Annotated in this window: 19 protein-coding genes; 14 read left to right on the forward strand and 5 right to left on the reverse strand. The window is 52.9% G+C overall.

The features are described from left to right. Nucleotides 1–7 precede the first annotated feature (7 nt). Genes DQG13_RS12955 through DQG13_RS12965 form a run of 3 tightly spaced genes read right to left on the reverse strand, consistent with a single transcriptional unit; the run spans nt 8 to nt 4,683 of the window. Nucleotides 8–1,486, reverse strand: coding sequence for a Na+/H+ antiporter subunit D (locus DQG13_RS12955; protein WP_113020184.1), 1,479 nt, complete (start codon nt 1,484–1,486; stop codon nt 8–10). Next, entirely contained in the window at nt 1,479–1,817 is a 339-nt protein-coding gene (locus DQG13_RS12960) for a Na(+)/H(+) antiporter subunit C (protein WP_113020185.1), read from the reverse strand. Before DQG13_RS12960 ends, DQG13_RS12955 begins: the two co-directional genes overlap by 8 nt. A gap of 1 nt (nt 1,818) precedes the next feature. After that, nucleotides 1,819–4,683 carry a Na+/H+ antiporter subunit A gene (locus DQG13_RS12965; RefSeq protein ID WP_113020186.1) on the reverse strand — a complete coding sequence of 955 codons (2,865 nt, stop codon included), beginning with the start codon at nt 4,681–4,683 and terminating at the stop codon, nt 1,819–1,821. 241 nt (nt 4,684–4,924) lie between these two features. Here DQG13_RS12965 and DQG13_RS12970 point away from each other — a divergent pair, with 241 nt between their 5' ends. The 11 genes from DQG13_RS12970 to DQG13_RS13020 all read left to right on the forward strand — a co-directional run bounded on the left by DQG13_RS12970 (nt 4,925) and on the right by DQG13_RS13020 (nt 17,871). Next, on the forward strand, nt 4,925–5,161 hold the full coding sequence (locus DQG13_RS12970; protein ID WP_113020187.1) for a hypothetical protein: 237 nt from the start codon (nt 4,925–4,927) through the stop codon (nt 5,159–5,161). A gap of 94 nt (nt 5,162–5,255) precedes the next feature. After that, complete coding sequence (locus DQG13_RS12975; RefSeq protein ID WP_258525655.1) at nt 5,256–5,894, forward strand: zf-HC2 domain-containing protein; 639 nt, start codon at nt 5,256–5,258, stop codon at nt 5,892–5,894. 100 nt (nt 5,895–5,994) lie between these two features. Then, entirely contained in the window at nt 5,995–7,353 is a 1,359-nt protein-coding gene (locus DQG13_RS12980) for a TrkH family potassium uptake protein (RefSeq protein WP_309472234.1), read from the forward strand. Nucleotides 7,354–7,387: 34 nt separating this feature from the next. Then, nucleotides 7,388–7,672, forward strand: a complete 285-nt coding sequence (locus DQG13_RS12985; protein ID WP_113020188.1) for a hypothetical protein — start codon at nt 7,388–7,390, stop codon at nt 7,670–7,672. Between the two features lie 108 nt (nt 7,673–7,780). Next, nucleotides 7,781–8,233, forward strand: a complete 453-nt coding sequence (locus tag DQG13_RS12990; protein WP_113020189.1) for a divergent PAP2 family protein — start codon at nt 7,781–7,783, stop codon at nt 8,231–8,233. Between the two features lie 567 nt (nt 8,234–8,800). Then, a complete protein-coding gene (locus DQG13_RS12995; RefSeq protein WP_113020190.1) occupies nt 8,801–9,988 on the forward strand; it encodes a DNA glycosylase AlkZ-like family protein in 1,188 nt (395 codons plus the stop codon). Between the two features lie 40 nt (nt 9,989–10,028). Beyond that, on the forward strand, nt 10,029–10,832 hold the full coding sequence (locus DQG13_RS13000) for a hypothetical protein (RefSeq protein WP_113020191.1): 804 nt from the start codon (nt 10,029–10,031) through the stop codon (nt 10,830–10,832). A 75-nt stretch (nt 10,833–10,907) separates the two neighbouring features. Further along, nucleotides 10,908–11,432 carry a CueP family metal-binding protein gene (locus tag DQG13_RS13005; protein ID WP_113020192.1) on the forward strand — a complete coding sequence of 175 codons (525 nt, stop codon included), beginning with the start codon at nt 10,908–10,910 and terminating at the stop codon, nt 11,430–11,432. 550 nt (nt 11,433–11,982) lie between these two features. After that, entirely contained in the window at nt 11,983–15,420 is a 3,438-nt protein-coding gene (locus tag DQG13_RS13010) for an alginate lyase family protein (RefSeq protein WP_258525656.1), read from the forward strand. A 113-nt stretch (nt 15,421–15,533) separates the two neighbouring features. Further along, a complete protein-coding gene (locus DQG13_RS13015) occupies nt 15,534–15,809 on the forward strand; it encodes a metal-sensing transcriptional repressor (RefSeq protein WP_113020193.1) in 276 nt (91 codons plus the stop codon). 157 nt (nt 15,810–15,966) lie between these two features. Continuing rightward, nucleotides 15,967–17,871 (forward strand): heavy metal translocating P-type ATPase, encoded by a 1,905-nt coding sequence (locus tag DQG13_RS13020; RefSeq protein WP_113020194.1) that lies wholly within the window; start codon nt 15,967–15,969, stop codon nt 17,869–17,871. Nucleotides 17,872–17,899: 28 nt separating this feature from the next. Here DQG13_RS13020 and DQG13_RS13025 read toward each other — a convergent pair whose 3' ends face one another. After that, nucleotides 17,900–18,460, reverse strand: a complete 561-nt coding sequence (locus DQG13_RS13025; protein WP_113020195.1) for a TetR/AcrR family transcriptional regulator — start codon at nt 18,458–18,460, stop codon at nt 17,900–17,902. Between the two features lie 178 nt (nt 18,461–18,638). Here DQG13_RS13025 and DQG13_RS13030 point away from each other — a divergent pair, with 178 nt between their 5' ends. Then, complete coding sequence (locus DQG13_RS13030) at nt 18,639–19,982, forward strand: MATE family efflux transporter (protein WP_258525657.1); 1,344 nt, start codon at nt 18,639–18,641, stop codon at nt 19,980–19,982. 282 nt (nt 19,983–20,264) lie between these two features. Here the strand turns inward: DQG13_RS13030 and DQG13_RS13035 are convergent, their stop codons facing one another. Further along, the gene (locus DQG13_RS13035; RefSeq protein ID WP_113020196.1) at nt 20,265–20,489 is read right to left on the reverse strand and encodes a helix-turn-helix domain-containing protein; all 225 of its coding nucleotides are present in this window, start codon (nt 20,487–20,489) and stop codon (nt 20,265–20,267) included. Between the two features lie 202 nt (nt 20,490–20,691). Between DQG13_RS13035 and DQG13_RS13040 the strand changes: the two genes are divergently transcribed. Next, nucleotides 20,692–21,024 carry an ArsR/SmtB family transcription factor gene (locus DQG13_RS13040; protein WP_258525658.1) on the forward strand — a complete coding sequence of 111 codons (333 nt, stop codon included), beginning with the start codon at nt 20,692–20,694 and terminating at the stop codon, nt 21,022–21,024. 68 nt (nt 21,025–21,092) lie between these two features. Next, a complete protein-coding gene (locus DQG13_RS13045) occupies nt 21,093–22,658 on the forward strand; it encodes an MFS transporter (RefSeq protein WP_113020198.1) in 1,566 nt (521 codons plus the stop codon). Nucleotides 22,659–22,755 lie beyond the last annotated feature (97 nt).

The following is a 22,755-nucleotide window of genomic DNA, read 5'->3' on the forward strand; positions in this document are numbered from 1 at the left end:
GTTTCCACTACCTCCTTAGCACCGCTTCAATATACAGCTCCGGCTGGATCAAGATATCGCCTGCCTGTGAGACCAGGGAATACAGCCATTCGGAGCCCAGTCCCATCACAATCATCAGGCAGAAGAGGCCGCCTGCGGCAAGTGTCATCCCCGTTTGCTTCCGGGGCATAGCAGGCGCGCTGGTTTTTTCCTCGCCCCAAAAGGCGTGCATGAAAATGCGAAGCATGGAATACAGGACGATAAGGCTGGAGGCCAGGCTCACAGCGGTGAAGAGATACAGGCCGCTTTCAAGGCCGCCGCGGATAATCAGCATCTTGCCGGCAAAGCCGCTTAGAGGCGGAACCCCGGCCAGCGCCAGGGAGAGGATGAAGAACATCCATCCCAGCAGGGGCTTCTTCTTCATCAGCCCGCCCATTTCCGTGATCCGCCCTGTTCCCGCCGCCTGGACAAGCATTCCGCCCAGCATGAACATCAGGGCTTTGGCCACCATATCGTGCAGCAGATACAGCACCACTCCGTTTAAGGAAGCGGAGGTTGCCGCCGCGATGCCGAAGGCGGTAAAGCCGATGCTGATAATCACGTTGTAATTCATAATCCGCGCCACATCCCGGAAGGCAACGGCTCCCGCGGCGCCCAGGATCATAGTGGCTGCGCCCATCCAGGCCATCAGGGAATGGCCGGTTGCGGTTTCCTGATAGAACAGCAGGGTAAATGTCCGGATGATGGCATAAAGTCCCACTTTGGTCAGGAGCGCTCCGAACAAAGCCCCGATTGCCGCAGGCGGCGCGCCATAGGAGCCGGGCAGCCAGAAGAAAAGAAACAGGCCGGCCTTCAAGGAGAATACGATCAGGAATAACACGCTGATGACGGAAAGCACTCCGCCCGGACCAGCCTCTGCAATGCGGACGGACAGATGCGCCATGTTCAGAGTGCCCGTGGCCGCATACAGATAAGCCACCGAAGCCACGAACAGGGTGGAGGAGACGATGTTGATCAGGATATATTTCAGAGTTTCCCGAAGCTGCTGCTTGGTTCCGCCCAGAACAATCAGAGCATAGGAGGACATCAGCATAACCTCGAAGCAGACAAACAGATTGAAGATATCTCCCGTAAGGAAGGAGCCGGAGACCCCTGCCAGCAAAAATTGAAAAAACGGATAAAAATAGTTTCGTTCCCGCTCCTCTCCAATGCTTCCGAAGGAATACACCAGGCAGGCGGTGCTGACTACCGCGGTGCTGAGCACCAGAAGAGCGGCCAGCATATCCGCTGTAAACGCAATGCCGTAGGGGGGCAGCCAGCCGCCCATGAACAGGGACTGAATCCCTTTTTGCTGGACCTGGTAAACCAGCCCTCCGGCAACTGCGATATTCACCAATGCGCTCGCCAGGCTGATCTGCCGCTGTATTCCGATCCGCTCCTTGAAGAAGATCAGCAGAACAGCAGTAAACAGGGGGAGCAGAAGAGGCAGCACAAGCCAATTATTCACCTTGTTCCCCCCTCAGCTCTTCCATATTGTCGGTTCCTAAGGTCTGATAGGAGCGGTACGCCAGAACGAAGAAAAAAGCGGTGACCCCAAAGCTGATGACAATGGAGGTGAGAATCAGAGCCTGGGGCAAAGGATCGGTATATGCCTTGGCCTGCTGTCCCAGGAAAGGCGCCGCCCCTGTTTTCAGGCCGGACATGGTCAGAAGCAGAAGATGCACACCGTGGGTGAGCAGCGCCGTGCCCAGGATAATGCGCAGAAGACTCTTGGATAGAAGCTGGTAAACCCCGACGGCAAACAGAATGCCGATGGTCACTGCCATAAGCGTCTCCATGCTAGCGGTCCCTCCCTATTGTGAACAGTATGGTTGTGGTCACGCCGACCACGGCCAGATAGACGCCCAAATCGAACAGCACCGCCGTGGCCAGCTCGGTTTTTCCCAATATGGGCAAATTGAAGTATCCAAAGGCATGGCTCATAAAGGGGGCATCGAACAAAAAGGAGCCGGAGCCTGTCAAAAAGGCGAGCAGCAAACCTATTGCCATCACCTTGCGGGAATTCAGGGGGACCGTCCGGGCCACCGTCTTCATTCCGAAGGCAATCGCCAGCAATACCAGAGCGGCCGAGGTCATCAATCCGCCAATAAAACCGCCGCCCGGGTTATTGTGGCCCGCCAGAAACAGGAACAAGGAAAAGGTAAGGATGATCAGCACCGCCGCCCTGGATACGGTCTGGAGAATGACATCATTGCTTTGGGCAAGGGGAAGCCGTGGTCTGGTTTTGTCCGAGCTTATCCCGGGTCCGGCGGCTTCAAGCCGGAGCTTGATCAGCGCATAGATGCCCAAGGAGGCAATGCCCAGCACCGATATTTCCAGCATGGTATCGAAGCCTCTGAAGTCCACCAGAATGACGTTGACCACATTGTCGCCGCCGCCAAGATTATGGCTTTCCTGCAGATAATACTCCGCAATGGACGGGAAGGGGCTGCTGCCGCCCGCCGCCAGGGCGATCAGCGTGACGATTGCCCCTACCCCCAGGGAAATCAGCAGGTTTGTCAGCTTGAAGGGGAGCTTGAAGGCTTCCTTCTTCAGGTCCGGCAGATGGTAGAAGCACAGCAGGAACAAGGTGACGGATACGGTCTCCACGATGATTTGAGTCAGGGCCAGGTCGGGAGCCCGGAACAGGACAAAAAACAGCGTTGCCAGGTATCCTACGCCCCCGGTGAAAATGATCGCCGACATGCGGGAACGGGCCAGGGGAACGGCAACAGCCGCCGCCAGCATGGCCAGAACCAGCAGCGCCTCATACAGCGACACATCCGCCGGATTGGAAATGCGGAAGCTCACCGAATCCGAGGTGAACAGGATGATCCCCACGGCGGCAATGAGAAAGGCGAAGATGTAAATCAGATAATGCCGAACCGAGCCGGTCATGTAGAAATTGGTCAGCCTTTTGGAATAACGGTCAAGGCTGCTCAATCCGCCGTTGTAGAGGGCATTCAGCGAAAAACGCTGGGAGCCGGGGGACTGCCAGCTTTTGCTCCGCCTGTGAAGCAGATAAACGGCCGTTCCGGCAGCGATGACCCCCAAGGTCATAAACACCTCCGGCGTCCATCCATGCCAGAAGGTGATGTGCACATGATAGCGTCCGCCCGAAGCCAGCATGTCAGGAAGAATCGACGCCATGGCAGGCTCGATGAGATATCTGGACAGCACATTCGGGAAAAAGCCGAACACGACGGTGCAGGTTGCCAGGATGACGGGAGGAAGCAGCATGCCAAGAGGAGCTTCATGAGGCGTTTTTGCCAGCTTCTCTCTCCGTAGCCCTCCGGTAAAGCTCTTCAGCACGATAATCATGCTGTATACAAAGGTGAAGATGCTGGCCAGCCAGGCGATAACCGGGAAGAGCATTCCCCACTGGGCAAGGCCAAGACTATTCATCTCCCGGATGTTCAGCACCGCCGTAAAGAACATCTCCTTGCTCAGGAAGCCGCTGAACGGCGGCAGCCCTGCCATGGAAAAGGCGCCGATGGCTGCAACCGTGAACGTAATCGGCATAACGGTCATAAGCCCGCCCAGTCTGCGGATATCCCGTGTGCCGGTTTCATGGTCGATGATTCCCACCACCATAAACAGAGCACCCTTGAACATGGCATGATTCAGCAGATGGAACACCGCCGCAACAGCCGCTTTGGAGAAGAAGACGGCTTCAGCCGGATCGGAATAGAAGGCGGATGCGGAGCCCAGACCCAGCAAGCACATGATGAGGCCCAACTGGCTGATGGTGGAATAAGCCAGCAGCGCCTTCAGGTCTGTTTGCCGGATGGCCTTCAGAGCGCCGTACAGCAAGGTCAGCAGCCCCACGGAAGATACGATCCATAGCCATTCCCCCTGTCCGGCAAACACGGGAGTGAAGCGGGCCACCAGATACAAACCCGCCTTCACCATGGTGGCGGAATGGAGATAGGCGCTGACCGGGGTGGGAGCCTCCATGGCATCCGGCAGCCAGATATGGAAGGGGAACTGGGCGGACTTGGTGAAGGCGCCCAGCAGGATCAGAATCATAGCCGGCAGAAAGAGAGAATGGCCTGTAATGGCGTGGAGCTGGCCGGCCACTTCCCGGATGCTGAAGGTTCCCGTCATAACATACAGGAGGAGAAAACCCGCGAACATGGCAAATCCGCCGAATACCGTAATCAGCAGGGACTTTTGCGCCCCGTAGACTGATTTTTCCTTGTTATGCCAAAACGCGATCAGAAGGAAGGAGGAGAGGCTGGTCAGCTCCCAAAACCCGTACAGCACCATCAAATTGTCGGACAGCACAACTCCCAGCATAGCTCCCATAAAGAGCAGCAGATAGACATAGAAGAGATGCAGGGCTTCCTTGGCCTTGTTCAGATAAAAAATGGAATACAGCGTCACAAGAGAGCCGACGCCTGTGATCAGAAGCGCAAACAGCAGGGCCAATCCGTCCAGGTAAAGCTGAATGTTGACGCCAAGGGACGGAATCCACGGCACGGAGGCAAGGACCGCCTCACCTTCCTGAACAGCGGGGAGCTGAAGCAGAAAGCAGACAAACAAAAACAGGGGGGCAGGCAGAACGGCCCAGCCCGTATGCAGCCGCGGGACAACACGATGCGCCAGCAGCACCGGAATGCAGAATAGAAACGGAATGAGTATTGCAGCGTGCAGGAAAGGCAACCCGATACCTCCTTTATTTGGACATGCGTATAGTTTTTCCCGGATTTCTCCGAAGTGATCCCCGGCTGTCCGAAAACCCGGAAAAAGACAGAAAGAGCCTGCATTTGGCAGGCTCCTCCGAGTTCCGTCCGTATGAAATTCCTTGTTTATTATAGCCGCTCTAAGGTGTTGTGTCAAAGCGGCGTATAGCGCCGCTCTGATCTGGAGATCACTTCATGTATAGGAAGGAGGCGTTTTTAGATTGAAATATAAGATTGCCGTATGTATAAGCGTGTTTCTGGCCGGGATCATTGCGGGCTGGGTTGTAAATGCCCGTCTGTTGCCGGAAGCCTCCCGGGATTCCGCCAAGACTCCTCCTGATGGCACATTCCAAAGCCGTATGCTGCACACGAATTACACCAATGCCCCTTTTCAGCCGCGGGAATATATCAAGATCAACTGGAGTCTTCAGGAGGATGGCCTTCCGGGGCGGCCATGATAAAAAACGAAACCAATGGCCGGGTTTATTCGTAAATGTGTATTGGTATGTCTTTTAGGGCTGTGGTTTTTACCCTAAGAAAGGAGTGGCGGATGTGCAATGTTCGGAGGCAATAGCCGTCATGCATGATTATTTTGATGAAGAAATAGATGCCGCATCAGCTTCTGAGCTCAAAAAGCATCTGGAATCCTGCCCGTCCTGCCGGCAGCTGTTCAAGCAGATGGAAAGCACGGAGGCATTGCTGAGGGTTCCGCTGAAAACTGCAACGCCGGCACGTTTGAAGGAAAGCATCATGAGTTCTATCCCCCGGACGGCAAAGCGGAAACGGTGGGGGCGTATGCTGAGGCTGCATCCCATTGCCGCCGCAGCCTTCGTCATTCTGATGATTGTGCTCGTTCACTACACTTCACGCGTTTACTCGGATCAGGATATGGTAGTTCAAGGCGCTCTTGACCAATTATTCATTACCGGAGACACCCTTGTTGTGCCGGAGGGAGTAACCGTATACGGGAACCTGAAGGTGAAGCGGGGAAGAATCCAGATAGACGGCAATGTGGAGGGGGATGTAACGGTCATTAACGGCAGCTACAGCTTGGCTTCCACTGCGTATATCTCCGGCCGCGTGACCATGATTGACGCCGCTTTGGATTGGGTTTGGTACAGAATAAGAAATATGTTCATGTTCAGCCGGGGCCCCTCATTTCGAGGCGGCTCTTTTTTGGGGTTCCCATAAATAGTCCCAGAGGAACTTCGTGTTGTGTTTATTGCGGAAAATTGTATAATGGCGGAATCAGGGATATACTCCAAAATTACTTTCACGGGAGCTCATAAATATGTTCATGAAAAAGGTTTTAGGTTATTCCGTAAAGCATTTTACGCTCAGCTCCTCCAGAATTATTCTTATAGGCTTTGCTTGTCTGATTTTGATCGGGTCCATATTGCTTGCTTTGCCCATTGCGTCAACAGGGAGCAACATCTCCTGGCTGAATGCCTTATTTACTTCCACCTCCGCCGTTTGTGTTACCGGACTGACTGTTGTGGATACAGGCGCGGATTTCTCCTTGTTTGGACAAGCGGTCATTTTGCTGCTCATTCAAGTTGGCGGTTTGGGCTTCATGACCTTCGGCGTGCTGATCGCAGTGGTGATGGGAAAGAAAATTGGCCTCAAAGAGCGGCTGCTTATCCAAGAATCCTCCAACTCTCTGTCCACGCAAGGGGTGGTGAGGCTGTCTCTGAGTATTTTTCTGATAGCATTGATTGTGGAAATCTTCGGCGCCGCCTTGCTGACCCTGAGCTGGGCCTCTGATCTTGGGTTTAAGAGAGCTTTGTATTATGGGGTCTTTCATTCCATATCCGCCTTCAACAATGCGGGCTTCGGGCTGTGGCCCGATAATTTAAGCAGGTACGTGGGAAATCCGATAGTCAACTTGGTCATCACGCTGCTTTTTATCACAGGAGGAATTGGCTTCACAGTAATCCTCGATATCTTCAGAAAGCGCGGCTGGCGAAGGCTGACTCTCCATTCCAAGCTGGTGCTCCTAACCTCCGGAGTGTTGTGCTTGGCAGGTTTTATCGGCATCTTTCTGATTGAGCTTTTTAATTCCAGCACCTTCGGTGCCCTATCCTGGCCGGAGAAGCTATGGGCTTCTTACTTCCAGGGGGTCGTCACCCGAACGGCCGGCTTCAATACCATTGATATTTCCCATATGCTGCCGGCTTCCCAATTTTTTATGATTATACTGATGTTTATTGGGGCGTCCCCGGGCTCCACGGGCGGCGGAATCAAAACCAGTACCTTTATGGTGCTGGCCTTGACCATTCTTGCCATCATCAGAGGCAAAAGGGATACGGAATTAATGGGGCGGCGAGTTCCGCAGAGCATTATCATACGCTCCCTAGCCATTATGGTGATTTCCGTCATTGTGGTCATAACAGCCACCTTCCTCCTGACCATAACGGAGCATGAATTGAACAGAGACTTCCTTGCCCTGTTATTTGAAGCTGCTTCCGCTTTTGGAACAGTTGGGCTCTCCATGGCGCTGACCCCGGAGCTGTCGGTTATGGGAAAATTGATCATTATATTGGTTATGTACATCGGACGGTTAGGCCCGCTTACCCTTGTCCTTGCCCTGGCACAAAAGAACGACAAGCAAAAGTACCGGTATCCGGAGGAGAAAATTATGATCGGGTAAAAGCTGTCTCACATTCTGTCAGGAGGGGATGAAATTGGATCACCTTGCCGTTTTGCCCTATATAGAAACAGAAAGGCAAGTAACCAGTCGGGGGCAGGAAACGGTTGTGCATAACCGTAAACTGTATTTGTACGAAACACAAATCAGCGCTTTTTCCCGGGTATTCGCCTTAGAAGAGGTGTATGACATGTCGTTTAGAAAAATGGGCGAGGGTGAGGGAATCTTCTATCTGCATACCAAACAAGGTGTTTATCCATACCGAATTAATATTGATCCGGTGTTTTTTATACATGCATACAAACAAATCTCCCGCGTATAAGCTTCGGCTTCCCTGGGTTCCGGTTCCATTTGCAGGTTCGTTGGTATATTCGTTATGATAGTTGGTGTAGTCCGTGCAATCTGACAAAAGAAGGTGACTCCACGAATTATGATCAACGAAGTTTTGAACAACTTTATACTGCTGAATGTGTTTATGGGGTGGTTATGCGCGCAGCTTCTGAAAACAGTTATTTATTTTGTCATTCATAAAAGGTTCAGCGCGGAACGCCTGGTGGGTGCGGGCGGAATGCCCAGCTCACACTCCGCTTCGGTTACTGCCCTTGCCGCGGCGGCGGGAATGCAATATGGTTTTGACTCCTTTGCTTTTGCCATCAGTGCCGTCCTGGCCATTATTGTGATGCATGACGCCAGAGGGGTCCGGAAAGAAGCTGGGGAACATGCGAAAATATTGAACCAATTGAACACTTTCCTCCATAGTCACGGGAATCAGCCGTCCCCCCAGATCATTCTGAAGGAATTTGTCGGGCATACCTCTTTTCAGGTTTTTGTAGGGGCTTTGATCGGAATTGCCGTGGCCCTGGTGATGCATCAGCTTGTGTAAGCATATAAGCGCACTTGAATCCTCTGCGGATGCGGAGGATTTTTTGCTGGGATGCGGCGGAGGGGGGGACGCGAATAAGCCGCAAAAGCTGCTTTAAGAGCCGCTCAGTTCCTCATCCTGTTTATGAGGCCGGCCCCATAAAGGGGCAAAACCGTTAGTGTGTGGCGGAAGAGTTTTGGCGGGGGTTTCAAGCTCGGTTCGACCGGGAATAGAGGAAAGGAAGTTTCCGCTATTTACTCCGGGGCGGGGACAAACGGATGATAGCGGAAGCCTTTTATCCACTATTGCCCGTTTTGTGGAGCTTTTGCAGGAGTGGCGGAATCAATAGCGGAAGTTGCCCTTCCGCTATTGGACTGATCCCCCACCATTGGCAGAGTTAGCGGACACTCGCTTTCCGCTATCCAGCAACACGTTGCACCCCCTCCCCAGGTTTTTTACCATATTAGACCGTCAGAGGCTGCACTTGGCCAATCCGCCCATTCCATGCGATAACCGGTTGCCGGATTTGGCTGTTATCCTCATAATGAAGATGAACGACCCCAATCCCGATCATTTCCGAAAAGGCGGGTGATTCCTATCCCATCCCTGCGTTATGATAAAGAGCAGATATGCCGGTATTTGGTGCGTTATCAGCATCTGTGCGACGACTCGGCCCTGCAAGATGGGGAAGACATCGTGAGCTATGTCCGCAAGGTCGGATGCATCCAGTATGACCCCCTCGATGTGGTGGGCAGGAATCCCGACCTGGTCCTGCAAGCCAGGTGCCGCTCCTACCGGAAGGGGGATATAGAAGCGTTACTGTACGGGGACAGAGTTCTGTTCGACGTATGGGACAAAAATATGTCCATCAGCACGGTGGCGGATTGGTCCTGCTTCGAGCGGTTCCGGAGGCGTTTCCTGGATTGGTGCCGGGAGCATCAAACGGTTGTTGACGAAATCACGGAGTATCTGCAATGGCATGATTCCGCCTGCTCCTCGGATTTTGCCCATGATGAGAAGGTAAGCTGGCATTACGGGCCCCAACGGCTGGCCAAGGCCGCGCTGGAGGCCATGTGTTATGCCGGGCTGGCCGTTGTCCATCATAAGAAGGGAACCCGGAGATATTATGCTCTGGCGGAAACCCACATCCCGGAGCAATATTTCACCATGGCTCCCCCCTACCGGACAGAAGCGGAATATTTCAAGTGGGGAGTATTGCGCAGAATCAACGCCGTCGGTTTATTGTGGAACAGGCCCAGTGACGCATGGCTGGGCATAAACGGGTTAAAAAGCGGGGAGCGCAATCAGGCTTTCCACACTCTGCTGGATGAAGGGGCAATCGCAGAAATCAGCGTCGATGGGATCAAACAGCCCTTATATATCGCAGCGGAAAATCTGGACATGCTGCAAGCCGCTGCCGCCCAGGCTCCCGACACAACCGGCTGCGCCAGAATCCTTGCCCCCTTGGATAACCTGTTGTGGGACCGCAAGCTGATCGCTGACTTATTCGGCTTCGAGTACAAGTGGGAGGTGTACACCCCCGTCCCCCAGCGGAAGTACGGCTATTATGTGCTGCCGGTCCTGTGCGGCCATCAACTGGCAGCCCGTTTGGAACTGGCAACGGACCTAAAAAGCAAGACGCTGCTGGTGAACCGGATCTGGCTTGAGGACGGAATGAACAGCACGGACGTTGCGGACAGGATTCTCGCCGGAATCGACGTCTTCCGGGAGTACAACCGCTGCACCGCCGCCGAAATGCGCTGCACCTGGCCCTAGTCCCTAAACCAAACGGATTTTAGAAAGGATTTGAGAGCATTTGACTGCCCAGGACAACAAGTATGTTCATTTTTCCATTGATGATGTATATCTGTGGCTGCGGGAAATCGATGGTCAGGCGGAGGTGTATGCTTCTCTTTTTGATCATCCGCGGCTGGCTTGCCTGAAGTCGTTCCATGACCGGTACGGAGCAGTGGTCACCTTCAATTGTTTCTATTCGGATGAACCGGCTGCCTGGAATTTGGGGCAGATGACAACCCGGTTCAAAGAGGAGTTTGCCGCACATGCCCATTGGCTGCGGCTGGCTTTCCATGCCAACACCCGGCTTGACAATTATAATGACTGTACTGTAGAGGAAGCGCGGGCCCACTATCAGAATGCTATGGAGGCCCTCCGAATCTTTGCGGCGGAGGAGAATATCGATACCCTGGGGAGAACCCATTATTTTTCCGGCAATCTGGTTAACGCCAGGGCATGGAGAGAGGCCTCCCCAGGCGCCAGGGGCTTTTTGACCAGTGACGACAGCAGGGACGTGGATATGTATTTGCAGGAACCGCAAAGAGCGGTATTAAAGGAGAAGGGCGCGTATTACGACGAAAACGAGCATTTCTATTTTCTCAAATCCATGCCGCGGCTGGAAAAATGGGCCGACCCCGTTGCCGATTTATCCGCTTGGTCCCGGGACCCGGCTTATGCCGGGCATATGCAGGCGTTGGCTTTTTTCACCCATGAGCAATGCTGGACCTCTGAATTGGAAACCAAGCTGGACCATCTGTTCAGATGGGCGAAAGCCAACGAGTATGAGTTTGCCTTTCCCATGGACCGGATTCCCGGCAGAGCTTGATCCGGCGGAGGATTGGCAGTAAAATAAATGGTGAGAAATATAACCCGAATAATTGGTTTTGGAAAGGTGGTCCCTTTGAGAAAAAGTTGGATATTGCTCGTTCTCGTATTTGCAGCGGCATGCTCCGGCAAAAGCGGTCCGGCGGCGGACTCAACCTCCCCGGCTGACAAAAATGTGAAGCAGATCGTGGAGGAATTCAGCTTGGCCAAACGAACGGCCAAATCCGTATCCGCCAAATCCTCGGAGCTTCTGGTTCTGGAGAATGACGGCACACAGAAAACCTATCCCATGCCGAAAAACGAGTTTTACCTCTCCATCGCCCCGTTTGTGGAGCATACGCATACCTGCTATAACCACAACCTGGCCACATGCAAGGGGGAACTGGTGAATCAAACCGTGCATGTCAGCGTCAAGAATGCCTCCGGGAAGGTCCTGATCGATAAGGATGTGCAAACCTTCCAGAACGGGTTCCTGGATCTTTGGGTGCCGCGGGGCGAAAAGCTGAAGGTGAAAGTGGATTACAACGGGAAATCCTCGGAGGAGGAAATCCCCACCAACGAAAATGACCGCACCTGCATCACTACCATGCAATTATCCTAATGGAAATATCCAACATATAAGCGTCGATTCACGCCGCGCCAGGATGAGGCTGTCCGAAAGCTCCAGGCTCTCCCGGAAAAAGCTTCAAAAATGGGAGAAACGCTAACGAATCTATGCATCGCTATTTGCCTATAGGTGAGCCAGTTTGAAATCTAACGAATCGTAGAATCGCTATTTGTCCGAATTTGCGCCGAAATGCGTTCAACCAGGCAAATAACGCGATATAGATTCGTTAGGTTTTTTTCATGCCCGTTTTTGCGAAATAGCGTGAGAGAGATTCGTTAGCCAGATTCTGCTTGTCCTCAGGCGTATTTTCTGCCGAATATGTATTCTCCTTGGCGTACTTTTTCGGACAACAACCCCTTCTTTTTTTTCAAATTTTAAGGGGATGATCAATTTTTGGGGTTGCGGATCGGTTGATTTTGGTGCTTCCTTCAATTCTGCATCCTATCCAAATCCACAGAGGCGGAGCATAATGATGCGAAAAGCGGCGGGCCCATCCCTGCGCGGATGGCCGAAGCTGCCAAGATAGCCGAAGGAGGACACGAAATTGACTGTTGCAGCAAAAGCGGGCGAAAGGCCTGTTCATATCGATTTATTGCAGGCTTGGACGGTAGCCGGGGCCAAAAGCGCCGCCGGTTATGACTTGAACCCTTCCCTCACGGTGGAATATCCGGCGCCGGAGAATGCAGTTGGCTGGTATCCCATCGGCTTTGAGCGGGGGAACGACTCTTCTCTGGATGCCATGGGCTGGTTTGGATTTGCCCTTGGGCTGAACGCCGCGGCCGAGGAAACCCGGATTCAGGTAACGGCCTTTTTTATGGATAAACGGACTGTAACCGCGGATATCTCCCTGGCCGGCACGGGATATCATGAGGTGCGGTTGCGGCTGGCGGATTTTCATATCGAGAGCTGCAAGGCCAATATTTGGCGGTTTCTGAAGGGGGTTACCCTCCAGGGTCCGGCGGAGCTGATCCGGGCAAGCCTGACCCGGGGGGAGCGGATTTTTGTGGAGACCGGGGTGCTGGGCAGGTCGGGGGAGCCGGGAGAAGAGGTTTCCTACACCATGACAGTGGCAAACTGCACCGACCGGAAGCAAAGCGTGTCCGTCAGGCAGTTGTTCAAGGGCTGGGAGTCGCTTTTGCCTGTGGTGGAGCCTTCCGCATTTGTGCTGGAGCCCTTCGGCCGCCGGGAGGTCCGGGCAGCGGTGCGCATCCACGGCTCCATGGTGCCGGGCGGACATGAGAGCACCCGGCTGGAGTTCACCCCTAACGGCGATGGAACAAGCGCGGTGCAGGTGGAATTTAAGACATTGCGGAGATTGCCGCATCCCTATATTTATCACAATGAGGAGCAATGGAAGGCGGTCAGGGACAAAATCGCCCACTACCCCAAATTCAAGCCGGGATATGAGCGGATTATTGCCGACGCCGAATCATGGACAGTCAAGCCGCCGGTTCCCGTGGAGGAGCGGGACTACTGCTACGATACCCGCGAGGAGCATAACATCATGTCGGCGGCCTACGCCTACGCATTGACGAAGGAGCTTCGTTATGCGGAAAAGGTGGCGCAATTCCTCCGTTATTTTATCGATGAGGAAACCGGCTACCCCAAAAAGAAGAAGGGCTGCAGCCAAAGCTATGTGCAGGAGGGGCATTTTTTTCAGCATTTGGCCATTCCCTACGACATTATTCATGATGCAGGCGTGCTGACGCCGGAGGAGCACCGGGGCATCGAAAAGGTCTTCCGCATCTACATGGACATTCTGGACCATCACCTGCAGCGGGGCCATATGTCCAATTGGCTTCTGTCGGAGATTACGGGGGCCTTCTACTGCGCCCTTGCCATCGAGGATATGGAAAGAGCCCTGCGCTTTGTTTTTGGCAACGGCGGCTCCATCGACCAGCTTCGGTACGGCCTGTTCAACGACGGCTGGTGGCATGAATGCTCCGTGGGCTACAACACCTGGGTATCCTCCATGTACATTCATACAGCCCATGCGCTGCTGCCCTTTGGCTACAACCTGCTGCATACCCATTTCCCCATCCCCTTCAACGATGAAGTCAACAGCACCTGCAACGGGCAGGAAGCCGAAGTGAAATTTGGCATGGTCAACAAAAGATGGGGCGGCAATGTAAAGGGTTACGTCCGGATCAAGGATATGTTCGATGCAGTAATCCCTTTTCTGGATTACCGGGGGGTGCTGTTCGGCATCAGCGACTCGGATGAAAAGAAGCTGGAGGGGGTCCATTTCGGCTCCACCTTCGATCTGGCCTACCATTATTACCGGGACCCCGAATATATTCCCGTCATCAACCGCAGCAGCTATGCCGATCCCATATTCGGCCATGGCGAGCTGCCGGCATATGAGTCCGTTTATACGAAGAACAATGCCTATGCGGATAATATCGGCATTGCCATGCTGCGGAGCCAGACGGCAAACAGGGAGCAGAAGGATCAGCTTCAGGCGGTGATCCGCTACGGCTCCCACGGATATGCCCACGGGCATTTTGACCGCACCGGGCTGCTGTCGGTGATGCGGTACGGGCGGAGCTTTTTCAACCCGGAGCATTGCTGGTGGGGCTACGGGCATTTTATGTACAAATTCTATGTCCAAAATTCCGTTACCAAGAATATGGTCATTGTGGATGGGAAGCTGCAGGTGCCCGCCGATTCCAGGCGGCTGCTCTTTTACAGCGGCAAGGCCATCCAGGCGGTGGCAGTGGAAACGGAATCCCGCTGGGCGTATCCCCCTTATGGCGGGATGGTGTACAAGGAGGAGGAGAGTCTGGCGGAAAGATGCAGGATGAACGCCTCCTCCCTGCCGGAGCTTGCGAATGCTCCGCGGCATGGCGAGCTGACCGGATATACGGAGCCTATCAGACAGAAAAGAGTCATGGCCGTCACTGATGATTATATCGTGCTGTTCGATTATTTGGCGGGGAAGGAGGAGCATCAATATGACAGCCTGTTTCAGATCAAGGGTTTGACGGGGCTGAAGGCGGATAGCCTGACTCCTGCCGGACACACCAGCCAATGGACGGACAATCCCCTCTCCGACGGCCAGTTTGTGACGGATTGCCATTGGTACGAGGCGGCGGGCACAAGCGTGGCCAGCTTCCAAACCATCTTCGGCGAGGGTGAGGATATGCGGGGCAACCGGACCTTCCACAATACCCCGGGTCTGCTCAAAATGGATGTGCACACCGCCTGGCCGCCCCGGTCCACGCTTATGGCAGGCAGAGCGGCCGAGTATCATGGCTATACCATTCCCCTGGAATACAAGGTGGAGGTGGACGGCAGCATCAAGGCGCAGGGAGAGTTCGGAGCCTGGCTGCTGGGCGAGGGCAAATGCGATATTGATCTCCGGGGCGCCTGCACCCTGGCCTTGCGGGTCCGAAACCATCCCGTTTACGATGAGCAGAAGTATCCGCACCGGAGCAAGCAGGGGCTTTTTTGGGGAGAGGCGTATATCCTCACCGGAGACGGGCGGAGAATCAATTTGAGCGAGCTGGACTTCACCTGTGAAAATGTGGACGGCGGCTGCGGCATCGGCAAGGATTACGAAGGCGGACGGGTGACGATTATCGGCAACGAATATCCCCACGCTCTTCCGGCAAGCCCGCTTGACCATGACTTGGAGGGCGTCATCCGCCTGGATTTGGCGGGGCTGGATGCGGTCCGGTTTGTGGGGCTGATCGGGGCGGATGCCTTTCCCGGCGACGAAGCCCAGCGGCGCAGGACCTACGCTGTGCGGACTTGGGGCAAACAAGCCCGGTATATTACGGTTGTGGAGCCCTTTGAAGTGGAAGCGGTCATCGAATCGGTCAGGGCCGTGGACGAAAATACGATGCAGGTACGCCTGAAGGACGGGCGGACCCAGATCATCACCGTTCAGAACATGGAGCGGGACGACCAGTCCGTCAAGCTGTCCGAATACCGCAACGGGCAGGCGGTATCGGAGGAATGGGCCGCCCCCGGATTGTGATTCCGCTTCCGCTTCAGATTGACAAAGCCTTCTCCCTTCATATACCGTATAGGTAATGATACCGGACAAGCAGCTGCCGATATTGGGCCATAACGAGGATTGGAGAGCATAACATGAGACAATGCATGGATGTAGCCAAGGTGCAGGCGAGGCTGAAGCGGATTGAGGGACAGGTGCGGGGCATTTCGGATATGGCTGGCAAGGAAGTCCCCTGCGAAGAAATACTGGTGCAGATCAATGCGGCCAAGGCTGCGCTGCATAAAGTGGGCCAGCTGATTCTTGAGGGGCATCTGCAGCATTGCGTCCGCGAGGGAATCGAGCATGGCGACCCGGAAAAGACCATCGCCGATTTCGCCAAGGCGGTGGAGCATTTCTCCCGGATAGGCTAATCCAGACCGGACTCCCTCCAACTGAATAACATCAATCAAATCTTGACGGCACAGGCTGCTGTCAAGATTTTTTCATTTTTGGGTCATTGACAATCATTATCAGTTACCATACCATATAGGGGTATACCGTATATATAGCGAAGGAGGCGGGGAAAGCATGGAGCAGGCTGCCCGTTCGGACGAAAAAAGGCTGGACTCATTCCGTACATTTTGGGAAAAATACGGCTCGATCCTCATTACCATCCTGTGTTTGCTGTTTATTATCCTGGCGTGGACAGCAGGCAGAAACAGCTGGAGGGCGGCGGAAATTGCCCTTTATGTGTTGGCGTATGCGGTTGGCGGCTACCGCAAAGCCATGGAGGGTCTGGAAACCCTGTTTAAGGAAAAGGATCTGGATGTGGATCTCCTGATGGTTGTGGCTGCAGTGGGAGCGGCCAGCATCGGATACTGGATGGACGGCGCGGTCCTGATCTTTATCTTCTGTCTAAGCGGAACCCTTGAGGATTTCACCATGGAAAAGACGAACCAGGATATTCAGTCCATTATGAAATTGCGCCCCGAGGAAGCGGTTGTCCTGCAAGAGGGAGACGAACGAAGGGTGAAGGTGGACCAGCTTCAGCCGGGGGATATGGTGCTGGTGCGGCCCGGCGAGCGGATTCCGGCGGACGGGCAGGTGGCGGAGGGCCAATCCGCTGTGGACCAGGCCTCCATTACGGGAGAATCCATCCCGGTGGACAAGCTGGCGGGAGACGAGGTTTTTGCCGGCACCATCAACGGTCAGGGAGCGCTTAAGATTCAGGTTACCAAACCGGCGGCGGAGACCCTGTTATCCCGGATTATACATATGGTGCAGGAAGCCAAAAATGAAATGCCCCCCAGTCAGCTGTTCGTGGAGCGGTTCGAAGGCATCTACGCCAAAATTGTTGTTGCTGCTGCCGTATTGCTGATGACTCTGCCGCCCTTTATTCTGGATTGGACCTGGGATAAAACCATCTACCGGGCGATGATTTTCCTGGTGGTCGCTTCGCCGTGCGCCCTAGTTTCCTCCATCATGCCGGCCATTCTGTCCGGGATTTCCAATGCCGCCCGGAAGGGTGTGCTGTTTAAGGGCGGCGTCCACCTGGAGCATATCGGCCATGTGTCCACTGTGGCGTTTGACAAAACGGGCACATTGACGGAGGGCAAGCCGAAGCTTACCGATGTGCTTCCTTTGCAGAGCTGCACCGAAGAAGCGCTTCTGCAATTGGCCGCATCCATCGAGAACCTGTCCGAGCATCCCATTGCCAAGGCGATTGTCCAGCAGGCCAAGGATAGAGGGCTGACGCTGGACACTGCGCAGGAGTTAACCGCAATCCCCGGCCAGGGAGTAAGCGGCAGTGTGAATGGCGTATGCTGCAAGGTGGGGAAGCTGGGGCTTTTGCACAATCAAACTCTGTCCGACCGGGATGCCGCCATTGTCAAACGGCTGGAGACGGAAGGGAAAACCGTCATTTATGTTGAGGCGGATCAGGTACTGATCGGAATCGTGGCCATTCAGGATGTGGTGCGTCCCAATGCCAAAGCAGCGGTGGCGGCGTTAAGAGGGATGGGGATGCAGGTGGTGATGCTGACCGGGGACCGGGAAGCAACGGCCCGGGCAATCGGCAGCCAGCTTGGCGTCGACCAGGTGTATGCGGATTTGTTGCCGGAGGATAAGGTCGCTATTGTAAAAAAACTGTCCGCAGCCGGCAAGGTAGCCATGATCGGGGACGGGGTAAACGACGCCCCGGCGCTGGCCGCTTCCTCGGTAGGCATCGCCATGGGGGCGGCAGGAACGGACGTGGCCCTGGAGACGGCCAATGTTGTCCTGATGGCGGATGATCTGTCCAAAATCCCCTTTGCCGTCTCCCTTGGCCGCCGTACGGCCCGGGTGATCAAGCAAAACCTGAGCTTTGCCATCGGAGTGGTGCTGGTGTTGGTGGTCTCCAACTTTTTCGGCGGCATCAACCTGCCTTCCGGAGTGGTGGGCCATGAGGGCAGCACCCTGCTGGTGATCCTAAGCGGGCTGCGGTTGCTGCGGTAATCAAACAATCCCCCAAAAGTGAATGGCTTCAGGCCGGATTGGTGACCGCCAGGAAATACGCCGCCAATTCCTCCGGCGAATGCTTCATATTGCTTTTGATCCACCATTGCACCATCTCCACGAAGCTCCCGGCAATATGGTTGACCAGGAAATCATCGGGAACACCCGGGTGCCTTTGTTTCACATCCTCCAGCAGATGCTGAATAATCAGTTGGGATAAATATTGCTTGAAGAAGCGCAAAAAAAGCTCCCCGCTTTCGCTTGCCAGAATGCCGGTGATGTTCTTTTTGCTGTCCCGCAGATGGTAGAGGATATGCGTCATCATGGAGCCGGGATGGCCTCCGGCAAGAGAGAAGTCATGCGTGGCCTCCGTATTCAGCGTCTCGGAGAAAATATGGTCAAACAGGTCGGTGCACATTTCCTTCAGCAAATCATCCTTGGTTTCAAAATGGGAGTAAAAGGTGCTGCGGCCTACATTCGCTTCGCTAATAATGTCCTGGACGGTAATCTTCGAATAGCCCTTTGCCGACAAAATCAAGCGGAAAGCCTCAAAAATCGCTTCCCTTGTTTTTTGCTGCCGTCTGTCCATAAGCTCCTCCCGGTGTACAAATTCGCCCAACTGTCCAGTAACGTACAGTTGGGGGCAATTGACTGTTGTGGCCGTCTCAGCCGCCTGCCTATACTGTTATCAAACAAAGTGTTCATTATCATACAAATCGTACAGGTATTCTGCCGGGAAAGCAAATGAATATAAAGGATGGATAGCGGTGGCGGCCCATGTTGAAATCAGAGATACCACTCCCCGGGAAAAGCTGAGCATTATTTTGGCCCTTGGTGTGCCGGCCATGATCGAAAACCTTCTCCAGACCGTTGTCGGGTTTGCCGATACCCTGTTTGTTTCCCGGATCGGGCTGACGGAAGTGACCGCAGTAGGAATCTCCAATGCGCTATTGAATGTGTATTTGGCGCTTTTTCTCGCCATCGGGGTGGGCACTTCCTCCATGATTGCCAAACGGGTGGGGGCGGGAAGGATGGATGAGGCCAGGCAGATCGCCCGGCAGGCCGCATGGCTTTCCATTGCCGCCGGACTGTTGTTTGGAGTGGTTACGCTGTTTTTTGCCGAGCCTCTGCTGGAATGGATGGGGGCGGAGCCGGAGGTGCTGCGGGCCGGAAGCCTGTACTTCCGCATTGTTGCCGTTCCTTCCGTGTTTATCTCATTGATGACCGTATTCGGAAGCATCCTGCGGTCCGCCGGGGATACCAAAACCCCGATGAAGGTGGGAATCTGGATCAACCTGCTTCATCTGGCTCTGGATTATGTCCTGATCTTCGGCTTGCTGGCGTTTCCCGGCTTCGGGCTGGCGGGAGCGGCGGCGGCAACGGTTTTGGCGCGGCTTGTCGGCAGCGTGGCATTGTTCCGGCAGATTCAAAAATCCCCGCTGGCCTTTCCGCTGCTCCGACAGGGGAAGCATCCGCATCTGCTGCCTTTATTGCAGCTGTCCGGACCGGCTGCCGCGGAGCGGTTGATTATGCGTCTGGGCCAAGTTTTGTACATGGGGCTGATCGTCCGTATCGGGACAGAGGTGTATGCGGCCCATACCATTGCCGGGAATATCGAGATTTTCTCCTATATGCCCGGGTATGGACTGGCGGTGGCGGCCACCACCCTGGTGGGTCAATACTTAGGCGCAAACCGGCGGCGGGATGCATACCGGTATGGGATCTATACAGCCGCGGTGGCCGCTGTGTTTATGGGCTTGGCCGGTATCCTGCTGTTCGTCCTGGCCCCGGCAGCCGCTTCGTGGTTTACGGGGGAGGGAGAGGTAATCGGCAACGTGACCACCGCTTTGCGGATTGATGCCTTTGCCCAGCCCTTCCTGGCGGTGGGACTGGTGCTGGCCGGTGCGCTGCAAGGGGCAGGGGACACCAAAAGCCCCATGTACAGCACAGCCATCGGCATGTGGCTCATCAGGGTGGCAGGCGTCTACGTGCTGGGCATTCAGCTTCAGCTGGGAATCGCGGGAGTCTGGTTATCGATTGCCGGCGACCAGGCGCTTCGTGCGGGGTTTTTGTTTTGGCGGTTCAGAAGGGAGCTGCGGATGGGAGGATAGCAGAAGAGAGCGTCCCGCTTTAGAACAGATTATTTCAGCCTGCTGCTATCCGGACTGTGCTTGCTCCGAAACATCACTCAAACCGGCTCATTTCCGCCATATAGATCATGCACCGCTCCTTTTTCTTCAGCTGTTTGCTCTATTATAGTATAGACTATGAATAGGACATCTGTTGTCATATATGATGCTACAGTTAATTTCTTCCCAAAAGAAAAAGCCCCTACCCGCCTTCTCGACGAAGGCGGGCAACAGGCCCAAGGATGGGGTATGCGGTTAGGTCTATCAGATTTTCAATTCCCCAAGCTTGATCAGTTCCACGACCGCTTGCGAACGGCCTTTAACGTTTAATTTTTGCATAACGTTAGAGATGTGGTTCCTGACAGTCTTTTCGCTGATGAAAAGCTGCTGCGCAATATCTTTGGTGGTTTTGTCCTGAACCAAAAGCTCAAATACTTCGCGCTCGCGGTGGGTAAGGATGAACTTGCTCTTGTGATCGATGCCCTTCAATGTAGTCACCCCTCCTTGCCTGGGTAGTTGTCGGATACAAGGTATAGGGATACAGTCAAATCATCATATGAAGGGCAGCATTTGTTGGTGCTGAATGGGCAAAAAATGGGCTTATACATAAAGGGCAGCTTGCCTTCGCTTGCAGCATGATTAATTTGTTGACATGTGCACACGAATGCATATAATGAAATCAGGTGGTGAGATGATGGGACTCAATCTTGATCCGAATAAATGTAAAAAGATGATTGAAGACAATGTAAATATTGAATTTTTTAGAGCGGTTTTCGATACGGTCCGGAGTGAGCTGTTGATATTCCTTGCTGTTAACGGGGAAATGACGATTGGGGAAATAGCGGAGCATTTTCCTCAGAACCGTTCAGTGATTTCACGCCATCTGGATTATATGAACCGGTTTAATATTGTGCAGCGCAGAAAAGAAGGGCGTGAGGTTTATTACCAAGCCAATAAAAAATTGATTGTCGATACATTTGAAGAGACAACAAATAACATGAAAGCACTCATGAATTTGATATAACAGAGTGCTTTTCATTTTATACAATATGCGCATTTATGCACACAAAAACACGTAAAGGGGTTTTTATTTTGGAACAGTCTATTAGAAAATGGTGGGTTTTAGCCACAGTCAGTTTAGCCGTATTTATGGCAATGTTAGATATTACTATTGTCAACGTAGCCTTTCCTGAGATTCAAAAAAGCTTTTCATCCGATTTTTCAAATCTGCAATGGGTGTTGAATGCTTATACTTTAGTCTATGCTGCAATGTTATTGCCAGTCTCGAAATTAGGGGATATCATCGGGCGCAAAAAAGTCTTTCTAATCGGATTGGGCATCTTCGTGATAGGCTCCCTTACAAGCGGTTTAGCAAGCAGCAATCTTTGGTTGAACATTTTTCGGGGTTTCCAAGGAATCGGCGGAGCAGCAATGATGTCCTTATCCCTAACAATTGTTACAGCTTCGTTCCCTGAAAAACAAAGAGGACTCGCATTGGGGATTTGGAGCAGTGCGGTTGGTCTTGCTATTGCGGGAGGGCCCCTTATTGGCGGTGCTTTAGTGGATAGCTTGGGCTGGCGGTCAATCTTCCTGGTCAATATTCCTATTGGTATGGTAGCGATCCTGTTGGGAATATTCTTCATTCGGGAAAGTGAGAAAAATAATAATGAAAAAATCGATTATTTAGGATTTATTTTTAGCACGGCATTGATTTTTACGATGGTGCTAGCGCTGATTCAAAAAGAAATGCATACAAATTATTTGTGGACGGATTGGCATATTTTAAGCTTATTTGGGTTATCGGGCATTTTATTAATTGCTTTTATTTTGACCGAAAGAATGGTTAAACAACCCATGATCGAACTGTCGATTTTTAGAAACAGGTCATTTAACGGCGCCAACATTGCGGCCTTTGCTTTGGGAGCCGGATTGTATGGCGGCTTTACCTACCTGACCATTCTTATGCAAAACTATATGGGCTACTCTGCGTTTGAAACCGGGGTGAAAATGCTGTTGATCAGCGGGTTTACCATGGTATTGGGTCCTTTGGCCGGAATTATTTCCGGTAAAATCGGAAACCGCTGGTTGATCAGCGGCGCGCTATTTATTGGAGCGGTTGGGATCATGGTTATGAATCATATGATTAAAGTCCCTTTTGAATGGAGCTATTTAATGCCCGGGTTTATTCTTCTAGGAATTAGTAACGCTTTGGTAAACCCGCCAATATCGAATGCTGTTATGAGTGCTGTTGATAAAAAACAGGTTGGTATGGCTTCCGGTATTTTAAACGTATTCCGGCAAGTGGGCATTTCATTTGGTGTGGTCATGTTAGGAATAATGTTGACCCAGGGTTATAACCATTCACTGGATAACCATATTATGGAGAGCGAAAATTTAGATCCAGCCTTCCAAAATCAAATGCTGGATGTTTTTCATAAAGCCGGAGCTTTTGCCGGCTCACAAATTTTCGACAGTAAACAAGCTGAAGCATTCAAACAAATGCCGGCTTTTGAAGAAAGTAAGAAAATAGTATTTAGTGCTTTCAACGCTGGGATGAAGGATGTGGATTTGTTCATTTCCATTTTTTTGCTTATTGGATCATTTGCGAGTGCTCTTTTGATTAACAGGAAAAGAAAGATACATCCAAACGTAAAATGAAACAATTTGACCATTAGAAGAGAACGCACTATGTCAATAGTCTGAGAAAATGTCACCGTAACTCTTCTAAGAAAATGTCACTTTCAGTGTAGATTGA

The organism is Paenibacillus sp. YN15 (assembly GCF_003285005.1).
Taxonomy (GTDB): domain Bacteria; phylum Bacillota; class Bacilli; order Paenibacillales; family NBRC-103111; genus Paenibacillus_AR.

What these genes read in the sequence shown, in the direction of transcription:
- DQG13_RS12960 (WP_113020185.1), bottom strand. Translation starts at nt 1,817, where the DNA reads ATGGAGACGCTTATGGCAGTGACCATCGGCATTCTGTTTGCCGTCGGG.
- DQG13_RS12980 (WP_309472234.1), top strand. Translation starts at nt 5,995, where the DNA reads ATGTTCATGAAAAAGGTTTTAGGTTATTCCGTAAAGCATTTTACGCTC.
- DQG13_RS12990 (WP_113020189.1), top strand. Translation starts at nt 7,781, where the DNA reads ATGATCAACGAAGTTTTGAACAACTTTATACTGCTGAATGTGTTTATG.
- DQG13_RS13015 (WP_113020193.1), top strand. Translation starts at nt 15,534, where the DNA reads ATGAGACAATGCATGGATGTAGCCAAGGTGCAGGCGAGGCTGAAGCGG.
- DQG13_RS13020 (WP_113020194.1), top strand. Translation starts at nt 15,967, where the DNA reads ATGGAGCAGGCTGCCCGTTCGGACGAAAAAAGGCTGGACTCATTCCGT.
- DQG13_RS13025 (WP_113020195.1), bottom strand. Translation starts at nt 18,460, where the DNA reads ATGGACAGACGGCAGCAAAAAACAAGGGAAGCGATTTTTGAGGCTTTC.
- DQG13_RS13040 (WP_258525658.1), top strand. Translation starts at nt 20,692, where the DNA reads ATGATGGGACTCAATCTTGATCCGAATAAATGTAAAAAGATGATTGAA.